The 16,792-nt window shown below is 69.8% G+C and carries 18 protein-coding genes; 8 read left to right on the forward strand and 10 right to left on the reverse strand.

What is annotated here, in order from left to right; genetic code table 11:
- Positions 1–191: 191 nt before the first annotated feature.
- Together A4X17_RS01840 and A4X17_RS01845 are read right to left on the reverse strand one after the other, a co-directional pair.
- Positions 192–761, reverse strand: coding sequence for a dihydrofolate reductase family protein (locus A4X17_RS01840; protein ID WP_064293958.1), 570 nt, complete (start codon positions 759–761; stop codon positions 192–194).
- Positions 762–844: 83 nt separating this feature from the next.
- A complete protein-coding gene (locus tag A4X17_RS01845; protein WP_082915853.1) occupies positions 845–2,275 on the reverse strand; it encodes a glycoside hydrolase family 30 beta sandwich domain-containing protein in 1,431 nt (476 codons plus the stop codon).
- A gap of 193 nt (positions 2,276–2,468) precedes the next feature.
- Between A4X17_RS01845 and A4X17_RS01850 the strand changes: the two genes are divergently transcribed.
- The gene (locus tag A4X17_RS01850; protein ID WP_064293959.1) at positions 2,469–3,185 is read left to right on the forward strand and encodes an NUDIX domain-containing protein; all 717 of its coding nucleotides are present in this window, start codon (positions 2,469–2,471) and stop codon (positions 3,183–3,185) included.
- Between the two features lie 107 nt (positions 3,186–3,292).
- Here the strand turns inward: A4X17_RS01850 and A4X17_RS01855 are convergent, their stop codons facing one another.
- The 4 genes from A4X17_RS01855 to A4X17_RS01870 all read right to left on the reverse strand — a co-directional run bounded on the left by A4X17_RS01855 (position 3,293) and on the right by A4X17_RS01870 (position 7,041).
- Entirely contained in the window at positions 3,293–4,621 is a 1,329-nt protein-coding gene (locus A4X17_RS01855; RefSeq protein WP_064293960.1) for a M20/M25/M40 family metallo-hydrolase, read from the reverse strand.
- Positions 4,618–5,418 (reverse strand): carbon-nitrogen hydrolase family protein, encoded by an 801-nt coding sequence (locus A4X17_RS01860; RefSeq protein ID WP_064293961.1) that lies wholly within the window; start codon positions 5,416–5,418, stop codon positions 4,618–4,620. The genes A4X17_RS01855 and A4X17_RS01860 overlap by 4 nt, the downstream gene beginning before the upstream one ends.
- A 58-nt stretch (positions 5,419–5,476) precedes the next feature.
- Entirely contained in the window at positions 5,477–6,442 is a 966-nt protein-coding gene (locus A4X17_RS01865; RefSeq protein ID WP_082915854.1) for a DMT family transporter, read from the reverse strand.
- A 140-nt stretch (positions 6,443–6,582) separates the two neighbouring features.
- Positions 6,583–7,041: a MarR family winged helix-turn-helix transcriptional regulator gene (locus A4X17_RS01870; protein WP_064293962.1), complete on the reverse strand. Its 459-nt coding sequence runs from the start codon at positions 7,039–7,041 to the stop codon at positions 6,583–6,585.
- A gap of 173 nt (positions 7,042–7,214) precedes the next feature.
- Here A4X17_RS01870 and A4X17_RS01875 point away from each other — a divergent pair, with 173 nt between their 5' ends.
- The 6 genes from A4X17_RS01875 (at position 7,215) to A4X17_RS01900 (ending at position 12,586) form a co-directional block, all read left to right on the forward strand.
- Positions 7,215–8,432, forward strand: a complete 1,218-nt coding sequence (locus A4X17_RS01875) for an MFS transporter (RefSeq protein WP_064293963.1) — start codon at positions 7,215–7,217, stop codon at positions 8,430–8,432.
- Between the two features lie 133 nt (positions 8,433–8,565).
- Entirely contained in the window at positions 8,566–9,642 is a 1,077-nt protein-coding gene (locus tag A4X17_RS01880; protein ID WP_082915855.1) for a phosphotransferase family protein, read from the forward strand.
- A gap of 251 nt (positions 9,643–9,893) precedes the next feature.
- Entirely contained in the window at positions 9,894–11,582 is a 1,689-nt protein-coding gene (locus A4X17_RS01885) for an ABC-F family ATP-binding cassette domain-containing protein (RefSeq protein WP_064293965.1), read from the forward strand.
- A gap of 39 nt (positions 11,583–11,621) precedes the next feature.
- Positions 11,622–11,819, forward strand: a complete 198-nt coding sequence (locus tag A4X17_RS01890) for a hypothetical protein (protein WP_064293966.1) — start codon at positions 11,622–11,624, stop codon at positions 11,817–11,819.
- The gene (locus tag A4X17_RS01895; protein ID WP_064293967.1) at positions 11,816–12,208 is read left to right on the forward strand and encodes a type II toxin-antitoxin system death-on-curing family toxin; all 393 of its coding nucleotides are present in this window, start codon (positions 11,816–11,818) and stop codon (positions 12,206–12,208) included. Before A4X17_RS01890 ends, A4X17_RS01895 begins: the two co-directional genes overlap by 4 nt.
- A 102-nt stretch (positions 12,209–12,310) precedes the next feature.
- Positions 12,311–12,586 carry a hypothetical protein gene (locus A4X17_RS01900; protein ID WP_139205466.1) on the forward strand — a complete coding sequence of 92 codons (276 nt, stop codon included), beginning with the start codon at positions 12,311–12,313 and terminating at the stop codon, positions 12,584–12,586.
- An 18-nt stretch (positions 12,587–12,604) separates the two neighbouring features.
- Here A4X17_RS01900 and A4X17_RS01905 read toward each other — a convergent pair whose 3' ends face one another.
- The 4 genes from A4X17_RS01905 to A4X17_RS01920 all read right to left on the reverse strand — a co-directional run bounded on the left by A4X17_RS01905 (position 12,605) and on the right by A4X17_RS01920 (position 16,122).
- On the reverse strand, positions 12,605–13,558 hold the full coding sequence (locus A4X17_RS01905) for a helix-turn-helix transcriptional regulator (RefSeq protein ID WP_064293969.1): 954 nt from the start codon (positions 13,556–13,558) through the stop codon (positions 12,605–12,607).
- 76 nt (positions 13,559–13,634) lie between these two features.
- Positions 13,635–14,006 (reverse strand): hypothetical protein, encoded by a 372-nt coding sequence (locus A4X17_RS01910; protein ID WP_064293970.1) that lies wholly within the window; start codon positions 14,004–14,006, stop codon positions 13,635–13,637.
- An 88-nt stretch (positions 14,007–14,094) separates the two neighbouring features.
- On the reverse strand, positions 14,095–14,427 hold the full coding sequence (locus A4X17_RS01915) for a hypothetical protein (protein ID WP_064293971.1): 333 nt from the start codon (positions 14,425–14,427) through the stop codon (positions 14,095–14,097).
- A 138-nt stretch (positions 14,428–14,565) separates the two neighbouring features.
- Positions 14,566–16,122 carry a deoxyguanosinetriphosphate triphosphohydrolase family protein gene (locus A4X17_RS01920; RefSeq protein ID WP_064293972.1) on the reverse strand — a complete coding sequence of 519 codons (1,557 nt, stop codon included), beginning with the start codon at positions 16,120–16,122 and terminating at the stop codon, positions 14,566–14,568.
- Positions 16,123–16,161: 39 nt separating this feature from the next.
- Here A4X17_RS01920 and A4X17_RS01925 point away from each other — a divergent pair, with 39 nt between their 5' ends.
- Positions 16,162–16,743, forward strand: a complete 582-nt coding sequence (locus A4X17_RS01925) for a uracil-DNA glycosylase family protein (protein ID WP_064293973.1) — start codon at positions 16,162–16,164, stop codon at positions 16,741–16,743.
- Positions 16,744–16,792: the final 49 nt, after the last annotated feature.

Consider the following 16,792-nt stretch of genomic DNA (forward strand, 5'->3'; position numbering starts at 1 on the left):
CGTAACTCCTGCTGGACGCTCGGCGCCGATCCCCGCCCGTGCGCAACTCCTGCTGATCACGCCGCGTCGCCGCACGCCCCGGCCTGTCGGGTGAGCCGCGCGGCTCCAAGCAGGAGTTGTGCGCACGGGCGGGGATCACCGCCTCAGAGGAGCAGGAGTTGTGCGCGAGACGAGCTGGCCGCGCTGCCGCCTCAGACGGGCTCGCCGGTGACGGTGTAGCGGAGGTGGACGACGCCGGCCCCGAAGCGACGCTCGTCGACGAGTTCCAGGCGTCGCCGGAGGTTGGCCGGCAGCGCACGCAAGCCGCCACCGACGATCACCGGTGAGAGGAACAGCTGCACCTCGTCGACGAGCCCCGCTGCCATCGCCTCGGCTGCGAGGTGCGGGCCGCCGACGCTGAGGTCGCGGTCCGATTCCGCCTTCCACCGGCGAACGGCCTCCGGGTCGAACGATCGCTCGAGCGTGGTCCGTGCCGTCGAGACCGCATCGAGCGACGTGGAGTACACGACCTTGTCGGCCGCGAGCCACAGAGCCGCGAAGTCGGCGATCTCGCGAGGCTCGTCCGGCAGCTCGTCCGCCGTCTCCCAGAACGTCATGATCTCGTACATGCGTCGGCCGAACAGGTAGGTGCCGATCGGCCGGGAGAGCTCGTTCACGAAGGCGTGCACCTCGGCATCCGGGGCGCTCCAGTCGAAGCGTCCCTCCTCATCGGCGAGGTAGCCGTCGAGCGAGCTGATCGCCGAATAGATGAGCCTGCCCATGTGTCCTCCGTCGCCGGTGCCGGTACGCGAGAGGCTAGGCCGCAGAGGCGACCGCCCACAAGGGGTGGCTCCGGCACCGACGGTCAGGCGGGCGGGATCACGAGCGTCACGAAGGAGTCGGCCGGCAGGGTCGGCGTGATGACGTCGTCGCCCACCACGATCTGGATGGGGAGCGGCTCGCCGAGGTCGTTCTGCATCACGAGCACGACGCCGCCGTCCGGGTTGCGGAAGGCGAGCAGGTTCTCGTGTCCGGTCCAGCTCATCGTTGCGAGCCGCTGCGCTCCCGGCTGCAGGAAGTGCCCCAGGTGCCGCATGAGGAAGTACTCGTGCGTGTAGCGGAAGGCCCGGGTCTCGGGATCCACGACGACGAGCGAGTTCTGCGCCCAGCCCCAGCGGCTGACCCCTCCCTCGGTGAGCGCGAGGTTCCAGTACGTGTAGGCCTGTGCGCCGTTCGTGAAGAAGTGGCGCATGAGTCCCCAGGTGTGCCGCACGAAGCGCCAGTCGTTCCGGCCGTCACCGCACTCCTGCTCGGTCTGGTACAGCGCGAGGTCCGGGTGGGCGTGATGCACCGCGGCGATCGCGCCCTTGCCGGCCCACTGGAATCCGACTCCGGCGACCCAGGGACCGGCCGCCGGATCCCGGAGCACGGTCTCGATCTGCGCGTCGTGCGGCCGCTCCTGCGTGCCGAGGAAGACCCGCACTCCGAGACGGTCCATCTCCGGCCCGAGGACCGCGATGAACCGAGCGAGCCCCTCGGCCGTCCACACACAGCTCGGGAACACCTGCGCCGAGTTGAACTCGTTCTGCGGCATGACCATCTCGACCCGGATACCCTCCTCGCCGTAGGCCTCGACGAAGCGGGCGAAGTACCGGGCGTAGGTCTCGAGGTAGCGGTCCTCGAGGATGAAGAGATCCGTCCCCTCGGAGCCCAGCTGGTCGTCACGGATGCCGTTGTCGACGCCTGACTCCGCCCAGGGTCGCGCGGCCGCGTAGTGCCCGTTCGTCTTCATCCAGGTGGGCGGGCTCCACGGCGACGCCCAGAGGCGCAGATCGCCCTGGTAGCGCTGTGCCGCCTGGATGAAGGGGACGAGCGTCGCGCGGTCGTGGTCGATGCTGAAGTGCTCAAGGTCGAAGTCGCCGTCGACCTCGTCGTAGGAGTACCAATCGGTGGAGAAGTCGTTGGCGCCGACGGGCATGCGGCAGAGCGAGAGGTTGAGCCCCGCGCCCGGCGTGAAGAGGTCGGACAGGATGCCCTCTCGGTCCTCCTCGGACAGGAGCCCGAGCGCGGTCCAGCCGAGTTCGTTGAAACACCCGCCGATGCCGTCGACGGTCTGTTGCGGGTTCGTCACGTCGACCATGACGTTCGGCATACCCGCGAGTCGACCGAACCCGAGAGCCTCCTGCTCCTGCCAGGGGGCGTCCTGGGTGGTCACGACCCAGGCGACCGACCGCGCCGATGCCGTGGTGCCTCCGCTGGCGACGGGGCTGCTGCTGGCGGGACTGCTGCTCGTCATCGAGTGCCTTTCGACGGGGGTCCTCCGTGGACCGCGACCGGTGCTCCCACCAGTATGTTGCAGAACCCGCGAAAACCGAAGACCGGTCGCCATTCACGATCGGGCGCGTCGCGCAGCAGGGCTCTCCCGGGCGGCGCCCCCCCCCGGGACATCCCGCTCGTATGCGGTTCGCAGGCGGTCGTACACTCGATGGATGGCCGATCCCACGACGGTCCGGGAGCCGCAACCCGGAGCAGACCTCCCCGACGCCCGCGGGCGCACCGGTCTGCACCGGACCGGCCTCGACCTCACCGGCAACCCGCGCGTCCAGGTGACCGACGTGGAACTGGTCGCCGCCGCCTGGCACGTCCTCCGCCGGACGACCCTGCGGGTCCAGGACCGCTCGGGCGCCTGGTCGACGCAGCAGCGCGAGACCTACGACCGCGGCAACGGCGCGACCATCCTGCTCTACCACAGTGACTCCCGGAAGGTCCTGCTCACCAGGCAGTTCCGCTACCCGGCCTACGTCAACGGACACCCGACCGGCGAGCTCATCGAGACCGCCGCGGGCCTGCTCGACGACGACGATCCCGAGACGGCGGTAGCCCGCGAGGCCCGCGAGGAGACCGGGTTCGCGGTCGAGGCCGTCCAGCACGTGTTCGACGCCTTCATGAGCCCCGGCTCCGTGACCGAACGCCTGCACTTCTATGCTGCCGAGTACGACCCCGCTGCGCGTCGTGGCGATTGGGGCGGGCTCGCCGAGGAGGGCGAGGAGATCGAGCTCCTCGAACTCGACATCGACGACGCGATCGCGCGCATCGGCGACGACATCATCGACGCGAAGACCATCATGCTGCTGCAGTGGGCGAGGCTCTCCGGCCCGTTCGCGACGGCGACGACGCCTGTTCCGCCTGCACCACCCGCACGCTAGTACCGCCGAGACTCCCGGACCCCGAGCTCGCCAGAACCCCGTGCCACCCGACCCCGGGTGGCCCATCGGCGAACCCGAACACCGGTCGGCCCCCGGTCCCCTGCCCGTCAGACCGAGCGGATGATGTCCGTGAGCACCGCGCAGCCGAAGTCGAGCGCATCGAGTGGCACACGTTCGTCGACACCGTGGAACATCCCGGGGAAGTCGAAGTCCGCCGGCAACCTCAGCGGGATGAACCCGTACCCCGTGATGCCGAGTCGGCTGAGCGCCTTCGCGTCGGTGCCGCCGGGGATGAGGTGCGGGAGCACGGTCGCACCGGGATCGTGCCGCTCGATGACCGCTTCGATCACCGAGACGAGCTCACCGTCGTTCGGCGACTCCATCGCGATGAGCTCCAGCTGGACCTCGACGTCGACCCCCTCGCCCGCCGCCTCGCGGATGCGCGCGATGACCTCGTCCCGCTGGCCGGGCAGGAACCGGGCGTCGACCGTCGCGGTCGCGGACTCGGGGATCACGTTCTCCTTGTACCCGCCGGTGATCATGGTGACGTTCGCCACGTTCTGCAGGCCGGCGCGCAGCCGCGATGCGCTGGGACCGACGAGCGCGGCGAGTTCGAACGGCGACAGCTCGGAGGACGCTCCGGTCAGTTCGCGCAGTCGCTGGAACAGGTGCGTCGTGGTCTCGGTGAACGACACCGGCCAGTCGAGCGCGCCGATCCGGCCGACGGCGGCGGCGAGCTTCACGATCGCCGAATCCTGGCTCGCGAGCGAGGCGTGACCGGCGGCACCGTGGGCGGTCAGGCGCAACCAGAGCACGCCCTTCTCACCGGTGTTGAGCAGGTACGCGCGGGTGTCGGCCCGTTCGCCGAGGGTGACGCTGTACCCGCCGCCCTCGCTGATCGCGTCGCGGACGCCGGCGAACTGCTCCGGGTGGTGCTCCACCATCCACTGCGAGCCGAGGACGCACCCGGCCTCCTCGTCGGCGAAGAACGCCAAGACGACGTCGCGCTCGGGCTGCTCCCCCGCCGTCGCCATGCGCCGGACCGACGCGACGATCATCGCCACCATGTTCTTCATGTCGACGGCGCCGCGGCCCCACAGCATGCCGTCGGCGATCTCGCCGCCGAACGGGTCGACCGTCCACGCGGCCGCGTCGACCGGGACGACGTCGAGGTGCCCGTGCAGCAGCAGACCGGGCAGCGTGCGGTCACGACCCGGCCATCGCGCGACGAGGTTCGTCCTGCCGGGCTCTGCCTCGAAGCGCTCGCACACGATCCCGACCTCACCGAGCAGGCGTTCGACGAGGTCCGCCGCGCGGGACTCGCCGACGGCACGCCCGCCGCCGTAGTTCGAGGTGTCGATCCGGATGAGGTCGCGCGTGATGGAGACGACCTCGGAGAGACCGACCGGGTCGCCCACGCGTTCGCCCACGCTCATTCGGCGGCCCGCGGGACCACGGTGAACCGGCGGTTGGCGAGCGAAGGCACCCGTGCCCGCACGGTGTCGAGTCGCGCCGGATCGAGCTCGGCGAACACCACGCCCGGTGCCTCGCCGGCGGAGGCGATGACGACGCCGGCGGGGTCGACGATGATCGAGTTGCCGGTGGCGAGCGGGCCGGTCTGGTTGGCGCTCACGACGTAGGCGGTGTTCTCGATGGCCCGGGCGCGGACGAGGGTGGTCCAGGCGTCCTCCTTGCCCGGGCCGACGATCCACATCGCGGGCAGCAGGATGACGTTGGCGCCGGCGTCGATGAGGCGCCGCGCGCTCTCCGGGAAGCGGAGGTCGTAGCAGGTGAAGGCGCCGATGCGGAGGTCGCCGAGCTCGAGGACGAACGGTTCGGTGAGCTCGCCGGCCGAGATGCCGTCGCTCTCGGCGTAGCCGAAGGCGTCGTAGAGGTGCACCTTCCGGTACGTCGCGGTGATGTTGCCCTCGGCGTCGATCGCCACGAGCGTGTTGTAAGGCAACCCACCGGGGTTCTCCTCGATGGTGCCGACGACCGTCGGGAGGGAGCGCGCTGCGGCTGCGGCGGCGACGCCCGTGATGAAGGGGCCGTCGAGTGGCTGGGCGATCGCGGCGAGCGCGCTCGGCGGCTCCGAGGTGGCGTAGCTGCTCATCTCCGGCAGCACGAGCAGTTCGGCGCCGCCCGCTGCGGCCTCACCGAGCAGGGCGACCACGCTGGCGAGGTTCTCGTCGATGTCCGTTCCGGCGGAGAACTGCCCGGATGCGATGCGCATGTGAAACCTCGTTCCGTGGGAAGGGCCGCGACCGTCAGCGCGCGGCCGTCCAGCCACCCTATGCCGAGAGTGGGGGCGTGCGCCGCCGGAGCCGGAGCCGGCCCTGGCTCACGAGGATGCCGAGCACGACGATCACGCCGCCCACCGGCTCGTTCCAGTGCAGGACCTCACCGAGCACGAGGATGCCGAGGACGACACCGACGAGGGGTGTGAGGTAGGTGACGGTGGACGCCGCCGTCGGACCCCAGGAGTCGACGATCGTCGTCATCCAGATGTAGGCGACGCCGGTACCGAGTGCTCCCAGGGCGAGCATGCTGAGGACGACCGGGGCGTCGAGCGACACCGGCTGCATCGCGATGAACGGCGAGAGCACGAGCATGATGACGGCGGCGAGCGAGATCTCCACGGCGGAGATGACCACCGCGTCGTAGCCGTGGGTGCCGAGGACGAACTTCCGGAGGTAGACGAAGGCGATGCCGTAGCAGAGGGTCGCGCCGAGGCAGGCGAGCTGCGCCGGGATGGACTCGAGGATCGCCGGGTCGGCCAGGACGCGCCAGGGCCCGACGACGATCGCGACGCCGAGGGCTCCGACGAAGATACCGAACACCTGCAGGCCGTTCAGCCGCTCCTTCGGGAGGAACACCGCGCCGACGGCGAGCGTCATGATCGGCGTGGTCGCGTTGAGGATGCTCGACAGGCCGGACGGCAGGAACTGTCCCGCCCAGGAGAACAGGAGGAACGGGGCGACGCAGAGGAAGACGGAGACGACGGCGAGGTGCGCCCAGAGCCGACGCTCCCGCGGCCAGCGGCGTCGGGTGATGAGCATGATGATGCAGAGCGTGACGGCGCCGAGCACCACGCGGGACAGTGCGACCTGCGTCGGAGCGAGTCCGGTGAGGCCCGTCTTCATGAAGAGGAAGCTGGCACCCCAGATGAGTGCGGCGCCGAGATAGGCGCCGAGCACCCTGCGGGACCCTGGTGCGACGAGCGCGGTGACACGGGTGTTCGCTGCTGCGGTGCTCATCGTGCTCCCTCGGGTCGGACGACTCAGCTTGGCATCACCCACCGACGCAGTGTTCGCAATTCAGGACGCACCCGCGTGTCTCGTCGGCGCCGCCGCCCCGCAGCACGGACACGCCGGGGGCATCCTGAATTGCGAACGGGTCAGGCGGTGGTGGCGACGGGCTCCAACCGGTGGATCGCTTCCACGAGCGGCGCGAGTTCCGGGAGCGATTCTGCGGTGGTGAGCGACTCCTCAAGGGCGCGGTCGTGCACCGGCCGGGCCTCCTCGAGCAGCGCCTTCCCGGCCGCCGTGAGCTCGGTGTAGACACCGCGGCGGTCGTCGGCGCACAGCACACGGGTGAGGAGCTCGCGATCCTCGAGGCGGTTGACGAGTCGGGTGGTGGCGCTCGGCGACAGGGCCGTCGCGCGGGCGAGCTGCTGCATGCGCATATGCCAGCCGTCCTGGCGCCCCAGGGCGTCGAGCACGGTGTACTCGACCACCGAGAGCCGGGCCTCGGCCTGCAGCGCACGTTCCAGATCGGACTCGATCGATCCGTACAGGGCGGCGAGCGTCCGCCACCCCTGCGCGCGGATCTCAACAGCGTCGTCGGCGATGCCCATCGGGACTCCTCGGTTCGAACATCGATCAATTGATTGCAGACGCACATAGTTGCTTGCGCTATTACCTAGCGCGTGCAACGATATCTATCACGCGTCTGCAACTATCAGCGTACGCGTCCCGCCCTCCGGCCACCAGCACTCCCCCACGACCCCCAGGAATCGCAGGAATCGTCATGCCACTCGGTCTCATCGCCCTCGCCCTCGGCGGCTTCGGCATCGGCCTCACGGAGTTCGTCATCATGGGGCTGCTGCCCGAGGTGGCGGACGACTTCGGCGTCTCGGAGGCCGCAGCCGGCTGGCTCATCTCCGGCTACGCCCTGGCCGTCGTCGTCGGGGCACTCGCCCTCACCGCGGCGGTTACCCGCCTGCCGAAGAAGCCCGTCCTGCTGGCCCTGATGGTGCTCTTCATCGCCGGCAACCTCGTCTCCGCACTCGCCGGCGACTACCAGGTCATGCTCGCGGGCCGCATCCTCGCCGCCCTCAGCCACGGAGCGTTCTTCGGTATCGGCTCGGTACTGGCGGCGGCAATGGTCCCCGCGCACAACCAGGCCGGCGCGATCGCGATCATGTTCACCGGCCTCACCGCGGCGAACGTGCTCGGTGTCCCCTTCGGCACGCTGCTCGGCCAGCACTTCGGCTGGCGCTCGACCTTCTGGGCCATCACGGTGATCGGGGTCATCGCGTTCATCGGCATCCTGACCCTCGTGCCGAAACCGAAGCACGACGGGGCCCCGGCATCACTGCTCGCCGAGCTGCGCGCATTCCGCTCCGGCCAGGTCTGGCTCTCGATCGCTGTGACGGTCCTCGGCTACGGCGGCATGTTCGGCGCCTTCACCTACATCGCGTACACACTCACGGAGGTCAGCGGCTTCGCCTCGACCACGGTGCCGTGGCTGCTCATCCTCTTCGGCGTCGGACTCCTGGTCGGCAACATCGTCGGCGGCAAGGCGGCGGATCGGAACATCGACCGGACGCTCATCGTCGTGATCGCGGTGCTGACCGTGATCCTGGTCGCGTTCGCCGCGACCGCTCAGTCGCCCGTCGCCACGGTGATCGCCCTCGTCCTCATGGGCGGCTTCGGATTCGCGACCGTGCCCGGCCTGCAGATGCGGGTGATGCGGTACGCGTCGGCTGCTCCCACGCTCGCCTCGGGAGCGAACATCGCCGCGTTCAACCTCGGCAACGCGGTCGGCGCCTGGCTCGGCGGCGTCACGATCACCGCCGGCCTCGGCTACACCTCGCCGATCTGGGCCGGTGCGGCCATTACTCTGCTCGGGCTGATCGTCATCATCGGCGCGTCGAGCGCCGAGAAACGCGCCCGCCGTCGTCCACGACTCCTGCAGGATGAGCCCGCCGACGCCGCCCGCCAGGAGATCCCGCACCCCGCGTGATCCGCGCGCGACTCCAGCAGGAGTTGTGGACGCTCTGGGCTGCGCACCTCGACAAGCTCGGTGACCGCGGTAGGGGCGCTCGGCGAGCAGGCCAGCGGAGGGCGAAGGGCGCGGGGCGCGCTACCGTGGGCGGATGAGCCGAACGCCTCGCCCCAGTGACACCATGATCGCGGTCGCCGAGCACTGGGCGGCCGAGCGACCGGCGATGCAGCCCGGCAGCCCGACCATCACGATGCTCGGAGCGGGCACGGCGAACGAGGTCGCAGCGGTCGAACTCGACGGCGGCGAGCGCGTCATCGTCAAGCTGTCCCCCGCCGACGCCGACGGGCTCACCTACGAGCGCTCACTCATGGCGACCGAGGCGCTCGCGCTGCGCATCCTCGGGCGTGCGGAGGTGCCGCAGCCGGAGATCGTCTTCGAGGCGACGCTCGACGGACGCGACGCGCTCGTCATGACCGAGCTCACCGGCCGGCCGGCGAACAGCACCGAGACCGTCCCCCTCGCCCGCGACGTCCTCGGCCGCACGCTCGCCCGTCTGCACGAGGCGGGTCGCACGCCGTTCCACGTGGAACCAGGCGACGTCGACATCCCGGCGGAGGCTGCGTCCACGGATCCGTCGACCGGACTCGCCGAGGGGAAGCGGTTCGGCTACCCCGTACGCCCGGACCTCCAGGCGGCGAGCGCCGCCGACGCCTACCGACTCGTCGTGGAGGCCGTCCTCGCCGACGCCCTGCGGTTCGACGTCGACCTCCCGGTCGCGGCGGACGAGATCCGACGCCTGGTCGACACCGCACTTCCGGCCTTCGACAGCGTGAGGGAGCCGATACTGGTCCACTTCGACCTCTGGGAGGGCAACCTCCTCGTCATGCCCGAGCACGGGGCGGAGGCCGCCCAACTGACCGGCGTCATCGACCATGAACGCGCGCACTGGGCCGACCCGACCGCCGACCTCGTCTCCCTGGCGCTCTTCACCGATGTGCCGGAGACGGTCGCCGCCGACACGGAACTCCTCCGCGCCTACCGTGAGGTAGCCGGCCGCGAACTCCTCCCCGACGAGGACGCCCGGACCCGCACGCGCCTGTGGTCGCTGTACCTCGCGCTCGTCATGGTGGTGGAGGGCGTTCCGCGCGGCTATGAGGGTGACTGGTTCGACGAGCACGACGCGTCGGTGCGCACGTGGATCCGCGACATCGCGGCCTCGCTCGCCTGACCCGTGCGACTCCCCCGGACCCGTGAGCCGACCTCCACCGGCCCCTGAGCCGACCTCCATCGGTCCCTGAGCTTGTCGAAGGGCGGTCATGGCACTTCGACAAGCTCAGTGACCGGGAGTCGTGCGCAGCGGCGGTTGCGCGCGTCCGGATCGACGCCGCTAGACTGGTCGGCTCGCCAGGCGGTGGGCGGCCCGGCGCGAACCAGCGCGGGCCCGTTCGGGAGCGATGGGCTCCCTGGGGAGTGCGCACCATGGGCTACATCGACGTCAGTGACCTCAGCTACACGCTGAGCGACGGACGGACCCTGCTGGACGAGGTCTCGTTCCGCGTCGGCGAAGGGGCGATCGCCGCGCTCATCGGAGCGAACGGCGCAGGCAAGACGACGCTCCTGCGGATCATCCGCGGCGAGCTCCAGCCCGACTCCGGGGTGGTCTCCATCGACGGCGGCCTCGGCGTGATGGACCAGTTCGTCGGTCGCGGCGACGACGACCGGACGGTCCGTGACCTCCTCGTTCAGGTCGCACCTCCGCGGGTCCGTGCGGCGGCCGAGGCGGTCGACCGCGCCGAGCTGGCCCTCATGGAGGACGACGTCGAGGCGACGCAGATGGCCTACGCGACGACGCTCGCCGAGTACGCCGACGCCGGCGGGTATGACCAGGAGGTGCTCTGGGACAGCTGCTGCGAGGCGGCACTCGGGGTGCCCTACGATCGCGCGCAGTGGCGGACGCTCGGAACCCTGTCCGGTGGCGAGCAGAAGCGGCTCGTCCTGGAGGCCCTGTTCCGCGGCCCCGAGCAGGTCCTCCTCCTCGACGAGCCCGACAACTCCCTCGACGTCCCGACGAAGCGCTGGCTCGAGGGGATGCTCGCCGAGACCCGGAAGACGGTCCTCCTCGTGTCGCACGACCGCGAGCTCCTGGCACAGGCGGCGACCCGCATCATCACCCTCGAGGTCGGTGCGGCCGGCAGCACGACGTGGACCCATGGCTCCAGCTTCCGCAGCTACCACGAGGCCCGCGACGCCCGCCTCGACCGACTCGACGAACTCCGCCGGCGCTGGGACGAGGACCGCGTGAAGCTGCGCGCACTCGTGCTTCGTCTGCGCGAGCAGGCCAAGTTCAACGACTCCATGGCCTCCCGCTACCGCGCCGCGCAGACCCGACTCGCCAAGTTCGAGGAGGCCGGTCCGCCTGAGGAGCGGCCGAAGGACCAGCAGGTCACGATGCGCCTCCGCGGCGCACGCACGGGCCGTCGCGCGGTCGTCTGCACGGGGCTGGAACTGACCGGCCTCATGCAGCCGTTCAACGCGGAGATCTGGTTCGGCGAGCGCATCGGCGTCCTCGGTTCGAATGGGTCGGGCAAGTCGCACTTCCTCCGGCTGCTCGCCGGTGGTGGGACGGATCCCGACCCGGGCGCTGGGCATCTCGCCGCAGCGGGCGACGCGCTCGTCCCGGTCGAGCACGACGGCGACGCCAAGCTCGGCGCGCGCGTGCAGCCGGGGTGGTTCGCACAGTCGCACCGGCACCCCGAACTCGTCGGCCGGACCCTGCTCGACATCCTGCACCGCGGCGACGAGCACCGATCGGGTCTCCCCCGCGAGGCCGCCAGCCGCGTGCTCGACCGCTACGGGCTGGCGGGTGCGGCCGAGCAGTCGTTCGAGTCGCTCTCGGGCGGACAGCAGGCGCGCCTGCAGATCCTCCTGCTCGAACTCTCCGGTGCCACGCTGCTGCTCCTCGACGAGCCCACCGACAACCTCGACCTCGTCTCGGCGGAGGCGCTCGAGCAGGGTCTTGCGGGTTTCGAGGGCACCGTGATCGCGGTCACCCACGACCGCTGGTTCGCGCGCGGCTTCGACCGCTTCCTCGTCTTCGGCGCCGACGGCCGGGTGCAGGCCTCCGACGAGCCCGTCTGGGAGGAGAGCCGCGTCGACCGCGCACGGTAGCAGGTACCTGTTCAGGTACCAACGAGCTATCATCGATCCATGCCGGCACTCAACGTGACCTTCACCGACGCGGAACTCGAGCAGCTCCGCGCATCCGCCTCAGGCGCGGAGACCTCCCTGAAAGTGTTCGTCCACGATGCCGCATTGGCTGCGGCGAACGACCGGAAGCGGATGATCGCCCAACTCGCGCAGGAGGTCGCAGCGACCTCCGCCGAGCTCAATGCGCGCCTCGCGTGACCGCGTACTTCCTTGACCGCGAGGATGTCCTCACGGCCAGCGCCGCCGCGCTCGGCCACCAGCCTGCCGTCCGCGATTTCGGACTTCTCGACGCTGCAGTCGCCCGGCCGCAGAGCACCGTTTTCGGACTCGACGCCTACCCGGACATCTTCCTGAAAGCGGCAGCCCTACTGCACTCCATCGCTCGCAATCCTGCTTTCGTCGACGGAAACAAGCGCACGGCTTGGGCGTCTGCGTGGGTGTTCCTCGGCGTGAACGGCATCCGGCTCAGCCACGGTTTCGACGTGGATGCAGCGGAGGCGTTCATGAACAGCGTCGCCACGGGTGACGCGGAGCTCGCATTCGTCGCATCCGTGCTGCGCAGTTTCGCCGCGCGGGAGGAGGACTGAGGCGACACCCCCTGCATGAGTCGCCGCCTTGGTCAACCCACCGTCATCCTCAGGACCGTTCCCTACGCTGGCATCAACAACCCGAGCTCGGAGGTGATGGTCATGCAGTACAGCATCGCCATCGGGCGTGCCACCTACGACATCGAACCGGGTGTCGACATTCCTGCGCTCATGTCCGAGATCGAGTCCGCCGTCCAGGTCGGCGGTCGCTTCGTCCGCGTCCCGCTCGCCTCCGACCGGAACCTCGACGTCCTCGTCAGCCCCGGCCTGCACGTCAGCGTGGAGTCCTTCGCGAACCGGGCATTGGAGATCGTCCCGACGCTCGAGACGGAGAGTCTCTCCGGTCTCGACGAATACGATGAGTTCGGCGAGTTCTGACCCGACCGTCCTCGACGGCTATGAGCCGAGCGTCGTGCTCGGGTACTCACCGAAGCGGTTGGTGTACGAGGCGGAGAAGCGTCCGAGGTGGGCGAACCCCCATCGGTTGGCGATCTCGGCGACCGTGGCCCGCCCCGGGTCGGCCTGACGAAGTTCCTCCTGCACCCGATCGAGCCGGACACGCCTGAGGTAGTCGATCGCGGTGATGTCGTGCTCCTTGCGAAAGGCGCTCTGGAGACTGCGCTGGCTCATGCCGACCGCTTCGGCCACGTCCTCCGTTCGAATCGCGAGATGCGCGTTGGCGATCATGAACTCGACGGCCGCGCGGGTCTTCCCGCCGCTCGGTACCCCGATCTCGACCGGCGCATGGAGCGCCGTGTGCGGGAAGGTCTCCAAGAGCGCGACCGCTGCCGCGCGGTTCGCCTCGGACCGCAGGAGCGCTGGACTCGTGTCGTCGTAGATGACCCGGGCGACGGACGTCACCGAGGCGGCCCAACGACGGAGCTGTTCTCCGGACGGGCGGGCCGTCGTGTCGAAGAGGATCGGGCCGCTCGTGCCCTCCACCTCGCCGGCCACCCGCTCGAGGAACGTCCCGTCGAAGTGCATCAGGTTCTGCCGGTAGTCCGTGAAGTCGAACTCGGCGAGCCGGTTGTTCGCGAACATCGCCGGCTGCCCGTGCACGAGTCGAACCGGATCACCGGCGAGATCGGTGGCGCCACTGCCGCCGGTCAACCACGAGACGATGTACTCGCCCTGCGTCAGGACCGTGCCCGTGACGTGGCCGTCGAACTGGGTGCCGCGCAGGGTCAGCTCGTCGTCGCCGATGGCGGTGTATCGAAAGGTGAAGTCGGATGCCGTGGGCTCGATGACCATCGAGCCGGCGTTGTAGGCACCGGCGAACAGGTCGCGGGCCTCATCGACGTCGCGACCTGCGACCTCGGACCGCTCGACGGGTCCCGTGTGTTCGCTCATCGTTCATAGAATCTCACGACGATCCTGAACTGTCACCCTTGACGGGGCGTCCGGACGCGGAGCAGTCCACTCGATGTCAGGCGGTCCCTTGCAGGAAGCCGTGCTCCGCGCCGAGGACGTCGGTCATCGCCGACGACGTCATGTGGGCGAAGCGGGGTAGCACCGTCGTCTCGTGGACAGCGGTCGGACGTTCGGACCACACGGTCACGACGATGAGTCCGCCCTCGGCGCGAAGCGACCACGCGACGACGTGCCGGGTGAGGACACGGACGGTGTCGCCGTCGACGTCCAGGGCGATCGCCGAGCGACTGAGCGAGAGACCGCCGCCCGCCTCGGCGCTGACGTGCGAGGTCTCGAAGACGATGTCGGTCCGGTCGAGCAGCCGGCCCGTGGTGCGCGCGTCATCGAGGGCGAGGAAGTCGGGCGCACTGGAAGACCAGGTCGTCACGGTCCCACCCCCAACTGGTGTTTCGCAGATGCCCGACTGCCGGAGCTCGTCGTGGCGTTGATCGATCCGCCGGAGCGGATCCTTGGACCTAGGCCGCCGACTCGACGCGCTTCACGCCGCTGGCAGCGGGCTCCGGAACGACCCGCATGCCCTTGGCACTGTTGGCCTGCTCGAGAAGCGCGGCCAGCCATTCCCGGTTGAGTTCAGGGGCACGGCTGCCGTAGAAGGAGAACTGGAGGGGGATCATCGGGTTCAGCCAGAGCGACTGGCGTCCGGTACCGCGGCCGGGCACGGCATCGAGGTGGAACGCGAAGCTCTCGTTGCGGCGGAACTTCGTGAAGATGACCGTCTGCAGGTGAGCGAGCAGTCGGTCTTCGATCTCGTGCGGGGTCGGAGGGGTTCCGTAGAGGAGGTTGCCCATGGTCGCGCCATCCGTTCAGTCGTGGTCCGAGGAGATTCCCGGCGCCAGGAATAACGCTAGACGGTCTAGCATTCCGGTGCTCAGAACTATCCGAAATGCGCCGACACCCGTCGTCGAGGTCCTCAACGACGGCGTGGATCAGCTCCCGAAGGCCCAGGCTTCGCGGTCGCCGCGCAGTCTGGCCGCGAGCGCCGTCGCCTGTTCGTCCGTCAGTGAGGCGACGTAGTCGAGGATGCCGCGCGCCCGACCGAGGCGCCCCAGTGCGCGCGGGTCGCTCTGCGGACGACCGGACTCGGACTCGGGGTCGGCCGGGAGCCAGTCGGGGTTGTCCGCCCGCAGGCGGAAGTAGCCGTCCGTGGCGAGTTCGACGAAGTCGAGCAGTTTCTGCGGTGCGCGCGGGCCGTCGCGCGGGTCGTCGAGCCAGCTGTCCAGTTCGGTGACGAGCACGTCGAGCACTCGCGACTGGCCGCGCTGATAGGTGGCGAAGTCCGGGCGGTCGATGACGAACCGGGTGTGGACGAACTTCAACACGGTGACGTCGTGCCACGCCTCGGGCAGGAGTGACACATGACCGGATCGCACGTTCGGCTCCTCCACGACGAGGACGGAACGCTGGAGGCGGCCGATCCAGGACGACACGAAGGATTCGATGGCGCGCTCGGTGCGGCTGGAACCGTCGAAGGGGACCGCGAGGAGTCCTTCGACGAGCTCGGTCGCGACCCGCTGGACCGACGCCCGGAAGTGCTCGTCGCTGGCGATCCACGGGTCGCGCGAGACGATCCGCCGGCGCAACAGTTCGAGCGAGTGGCCGGGTGCGCGGTTCCAGAGTTCCTCGGCGTCGAGCGCGGCGAGGGTGTGCTGGTCGCGGAGGAAGGTGCGGAACTCGACCGCCACCGCCGCCTGCTGCAGGACGCCGGCCCGGTAGAAGTCGTCGAGGTCGTGCAGGGAGTAGGCGATGTCGTCGGCGACGTCCATCACGGAGCACTCGACGGTCTGCTGCCAGGGGGCGATCGCGGTGAACGCACTGCGTGCGTCGAGCATGTCGTCGAGATCGAGGGTGTACGCGGAGAACTTCGGCGGCGCGGTCTCCCAGCGGCTTGCGGTGGACCCGCGCGGCATCCTCGTCGGGTCGGTGGGGTCGAGGTCGGGACGGTGGATGGTGCGGCCCCAGGGGTACTTGAGCACGGCGGCGCGGGAGGCCGCCGTGAGGTTGAGGCCCTCCTTCACCGTCTCGCACACGTCGAGCGCGGAGAGGATGCGGAACGACTGCGCGTTGCCCTCGAAGCCTTCCGCGAGGCCGAGTCGCTCTCGGGCCAGGCGGTCGAGGACCTGCTCGCCGAGGTGGCCGAACGGCGGGTGGCCGAGGTCGTGAGCTGAGGCCGCTGCCTGCACGACGACCGGGTCGCAACCGCCGAGCCGCTCGACGATGGCGTTCTGCTCGGGATCGGTCGTGGTGAGCTGCATGGCGATGGCGCGGGCGACCGCGGTCACTTTGATCGAGTGCGTGAGCCGGTTGTGGACGACCTGGCCGACACCGGAGGGCGAGACGACCTGCGTCACGGCGGACAACCGCGCGAAGTACGGGGAGAACCGGATGCGCTCGAGGTCGACCCGGTACTCGGGGTACTCCTCGCCGGTCGCGAACCGGTCCACCGGCTCGGGGATGAGTCGCCGTCGCCGCTGGTCGTCGTCCATCCCCTCACTGTATTGGGCGGCGGGTGGGAGACTGCAGGGATGCATCCGATCGATCGACTTCGAGCCGAGGTCGCCGCGCACGAGTCGAACGCCTGGGCCAGCGAGCTCGGCTGGGAACCGCTCTTCGTCGCCTCCCCCGAGGCACGGGTCCTCATCATCAGTCAGGCGCCTGGTCGCCTGGCTCAGGAGTCGGGCATCCCGTGGAACGACCCGAGCGGCGTCCTCCTCCGCTCATGGATGGGTGTGACGCCCGAGGAGTTCTACGACCCGGCGAACGTCGCGATCGTCCCGATGGACTTCTACTTCCCGGGCAAGGGGACGAGCGGCGACCTGCCGCCGCGCCGGGACTTCGCACCGCGCTGGCATCCGCCCCTGCTCGAGCAGCTGACGGAGGTGCGCTTGACGATCCTCATCGGCGCCTACGCCCAGCGCGCCTACCTCGGACCGCGGGCCGGTCGCACCCTGACGGAGAACGTCCGGTCCGCGGAGACCCACCTCCCGCTCTTCCCGATCGTGCACCCGTCGCCGCTCGCGCGCGGCTGGCGCACCAAGAACCCCTGGTTCCAGGAGGAGACGGTCCCGCTGCTGGCCGCGCAGGTGCGGGCGGCGCTCACGGCGTGACGAATAGGCTGATGAGGACGACGGGACCCTGGCGTCTGATCGACCGATG

Origin of the sequence: Plantibacter sp. H53, assembly GCF_001650455.1 — a bacterium.
Lineage (GTDB): Bacteria > Actinomycetota > Actinomycetes > Actinomycetales > Microbacteriaceae > Plantibacter > Plantibacter flavus_A.

Bases quoted from the DNA above. Each gene is read 5' to 3' on its own strand.
- A4X17_RS01880 (WP_082915855.1), top strand. From the start codon at position 8,566: ATGAGCCGAACGCCTCGCCCCAGTGACACCATGATCGCGGTCGCCGAG.
- A4X17_RS01890 (WP_064293966.1), top strand. From the start codon at position 11,622: ATGCCGGCACTCAACGTGACCTTCACCGACGCGGAACTCGAGCAGCTC.
- A4X17_RS01920 (WP_064293972.1), bottom strand. From the start codon at position 16,122: ATGGACGACGACCAGCGGCGACGGCGACTCATCCCCGAGCCGGTGGAC.
- A4X17_RS01865 (WP_082915854.1), bottom strand. From the start codon at position 6,442: ATGAGCACCGCAGCAGCGAACACCCGTGTCACCGCGCTCGTCGCACCA.
- A4X17_RS01870 (WP_064293962.1), bottom strand. From the start codon at position 7,041: ATGGGCATCGCCGACGACGCTGTTGAGATCCGCGCGCAGGGGTGGCGG.
- A4X17_RS01905 (WP_064293969.1), bottom strand. From the start codon at position 13,558: ATGAGCGAACACACGGGACCCGTCGAGCGGTCCGAGGTCGCAGGTCGC.
- A4X17_RS01915 (WP_064293971.1), bottom strand. From the start codon at position 14,427: ATGGGCAACCTCCTCTACGGAACCCCTCCGACCCCGCACGAGATCGAA.
- A4X17_RS01840 (WP_064293958.1), bottom strand. From the start codon at position 761: ATGGGCAGGCTCATCTATTCGGCGATCAGCTCGCTCGACGGCTACCTC.
- A4X17_RS01885 (WP_064293965.1), top strand. From the start codon at position 9,894: ATGGGCTACATCGACGTCAGTGACCTCAGCTACACGCTGAGCGACGGA.
- A4X17_RS01850 (WP_064293959.1), top strand. From the start codon at position 2,469: ATGGCCGATCCCACGACGGTCCGGGAGCCGCAACCCGGAGCAGACCTC.
- A4X17_RS01845 (WP_082915853.1), bottom strand. From the start codon at position 2,275: ATGACGAGCAGCAGTCCCGCCAGCAGCAGCCCCGTCGCCAGCGGAGGC.
- A4X17_RS01925 (WP_064293973.1), top strand. From the start codon at position 16,162: ATGCATCCGATCGATCGACTTCGAGCCGAGGTCGCCGCGCACGAGTCG.
- A4X17_RS01860 (WP_064293961.1), bottom strand. From the start codon at position 5,418: ATGCGCATCGCATCCGGGCAGTTCTCCGCCGGAACGGACATCGACGAG.
- A4X17_RS01855 (WP_064293960.1), bottom strand. From the start codon at position 4,621: ATGAGCGTGGGCGAACGCGTGGGCGACCCGGTCGGTCTCTCCGAGGTC.
- A4X17_RS01900 (WP_139205466.1), top strand. From the start codon at position 12,311: ATGCAGTACAGCATCGCCATCGGGCGTGCCACCTACGACATCGAACCG.
- A4X17_RS01875 (WP_064293963.1), top strand. From the start codon at position 7,215: ATGCCACTCGGTCTCATCGCCCTCGCCCTCGGCGGCTTCGGCATCGGC.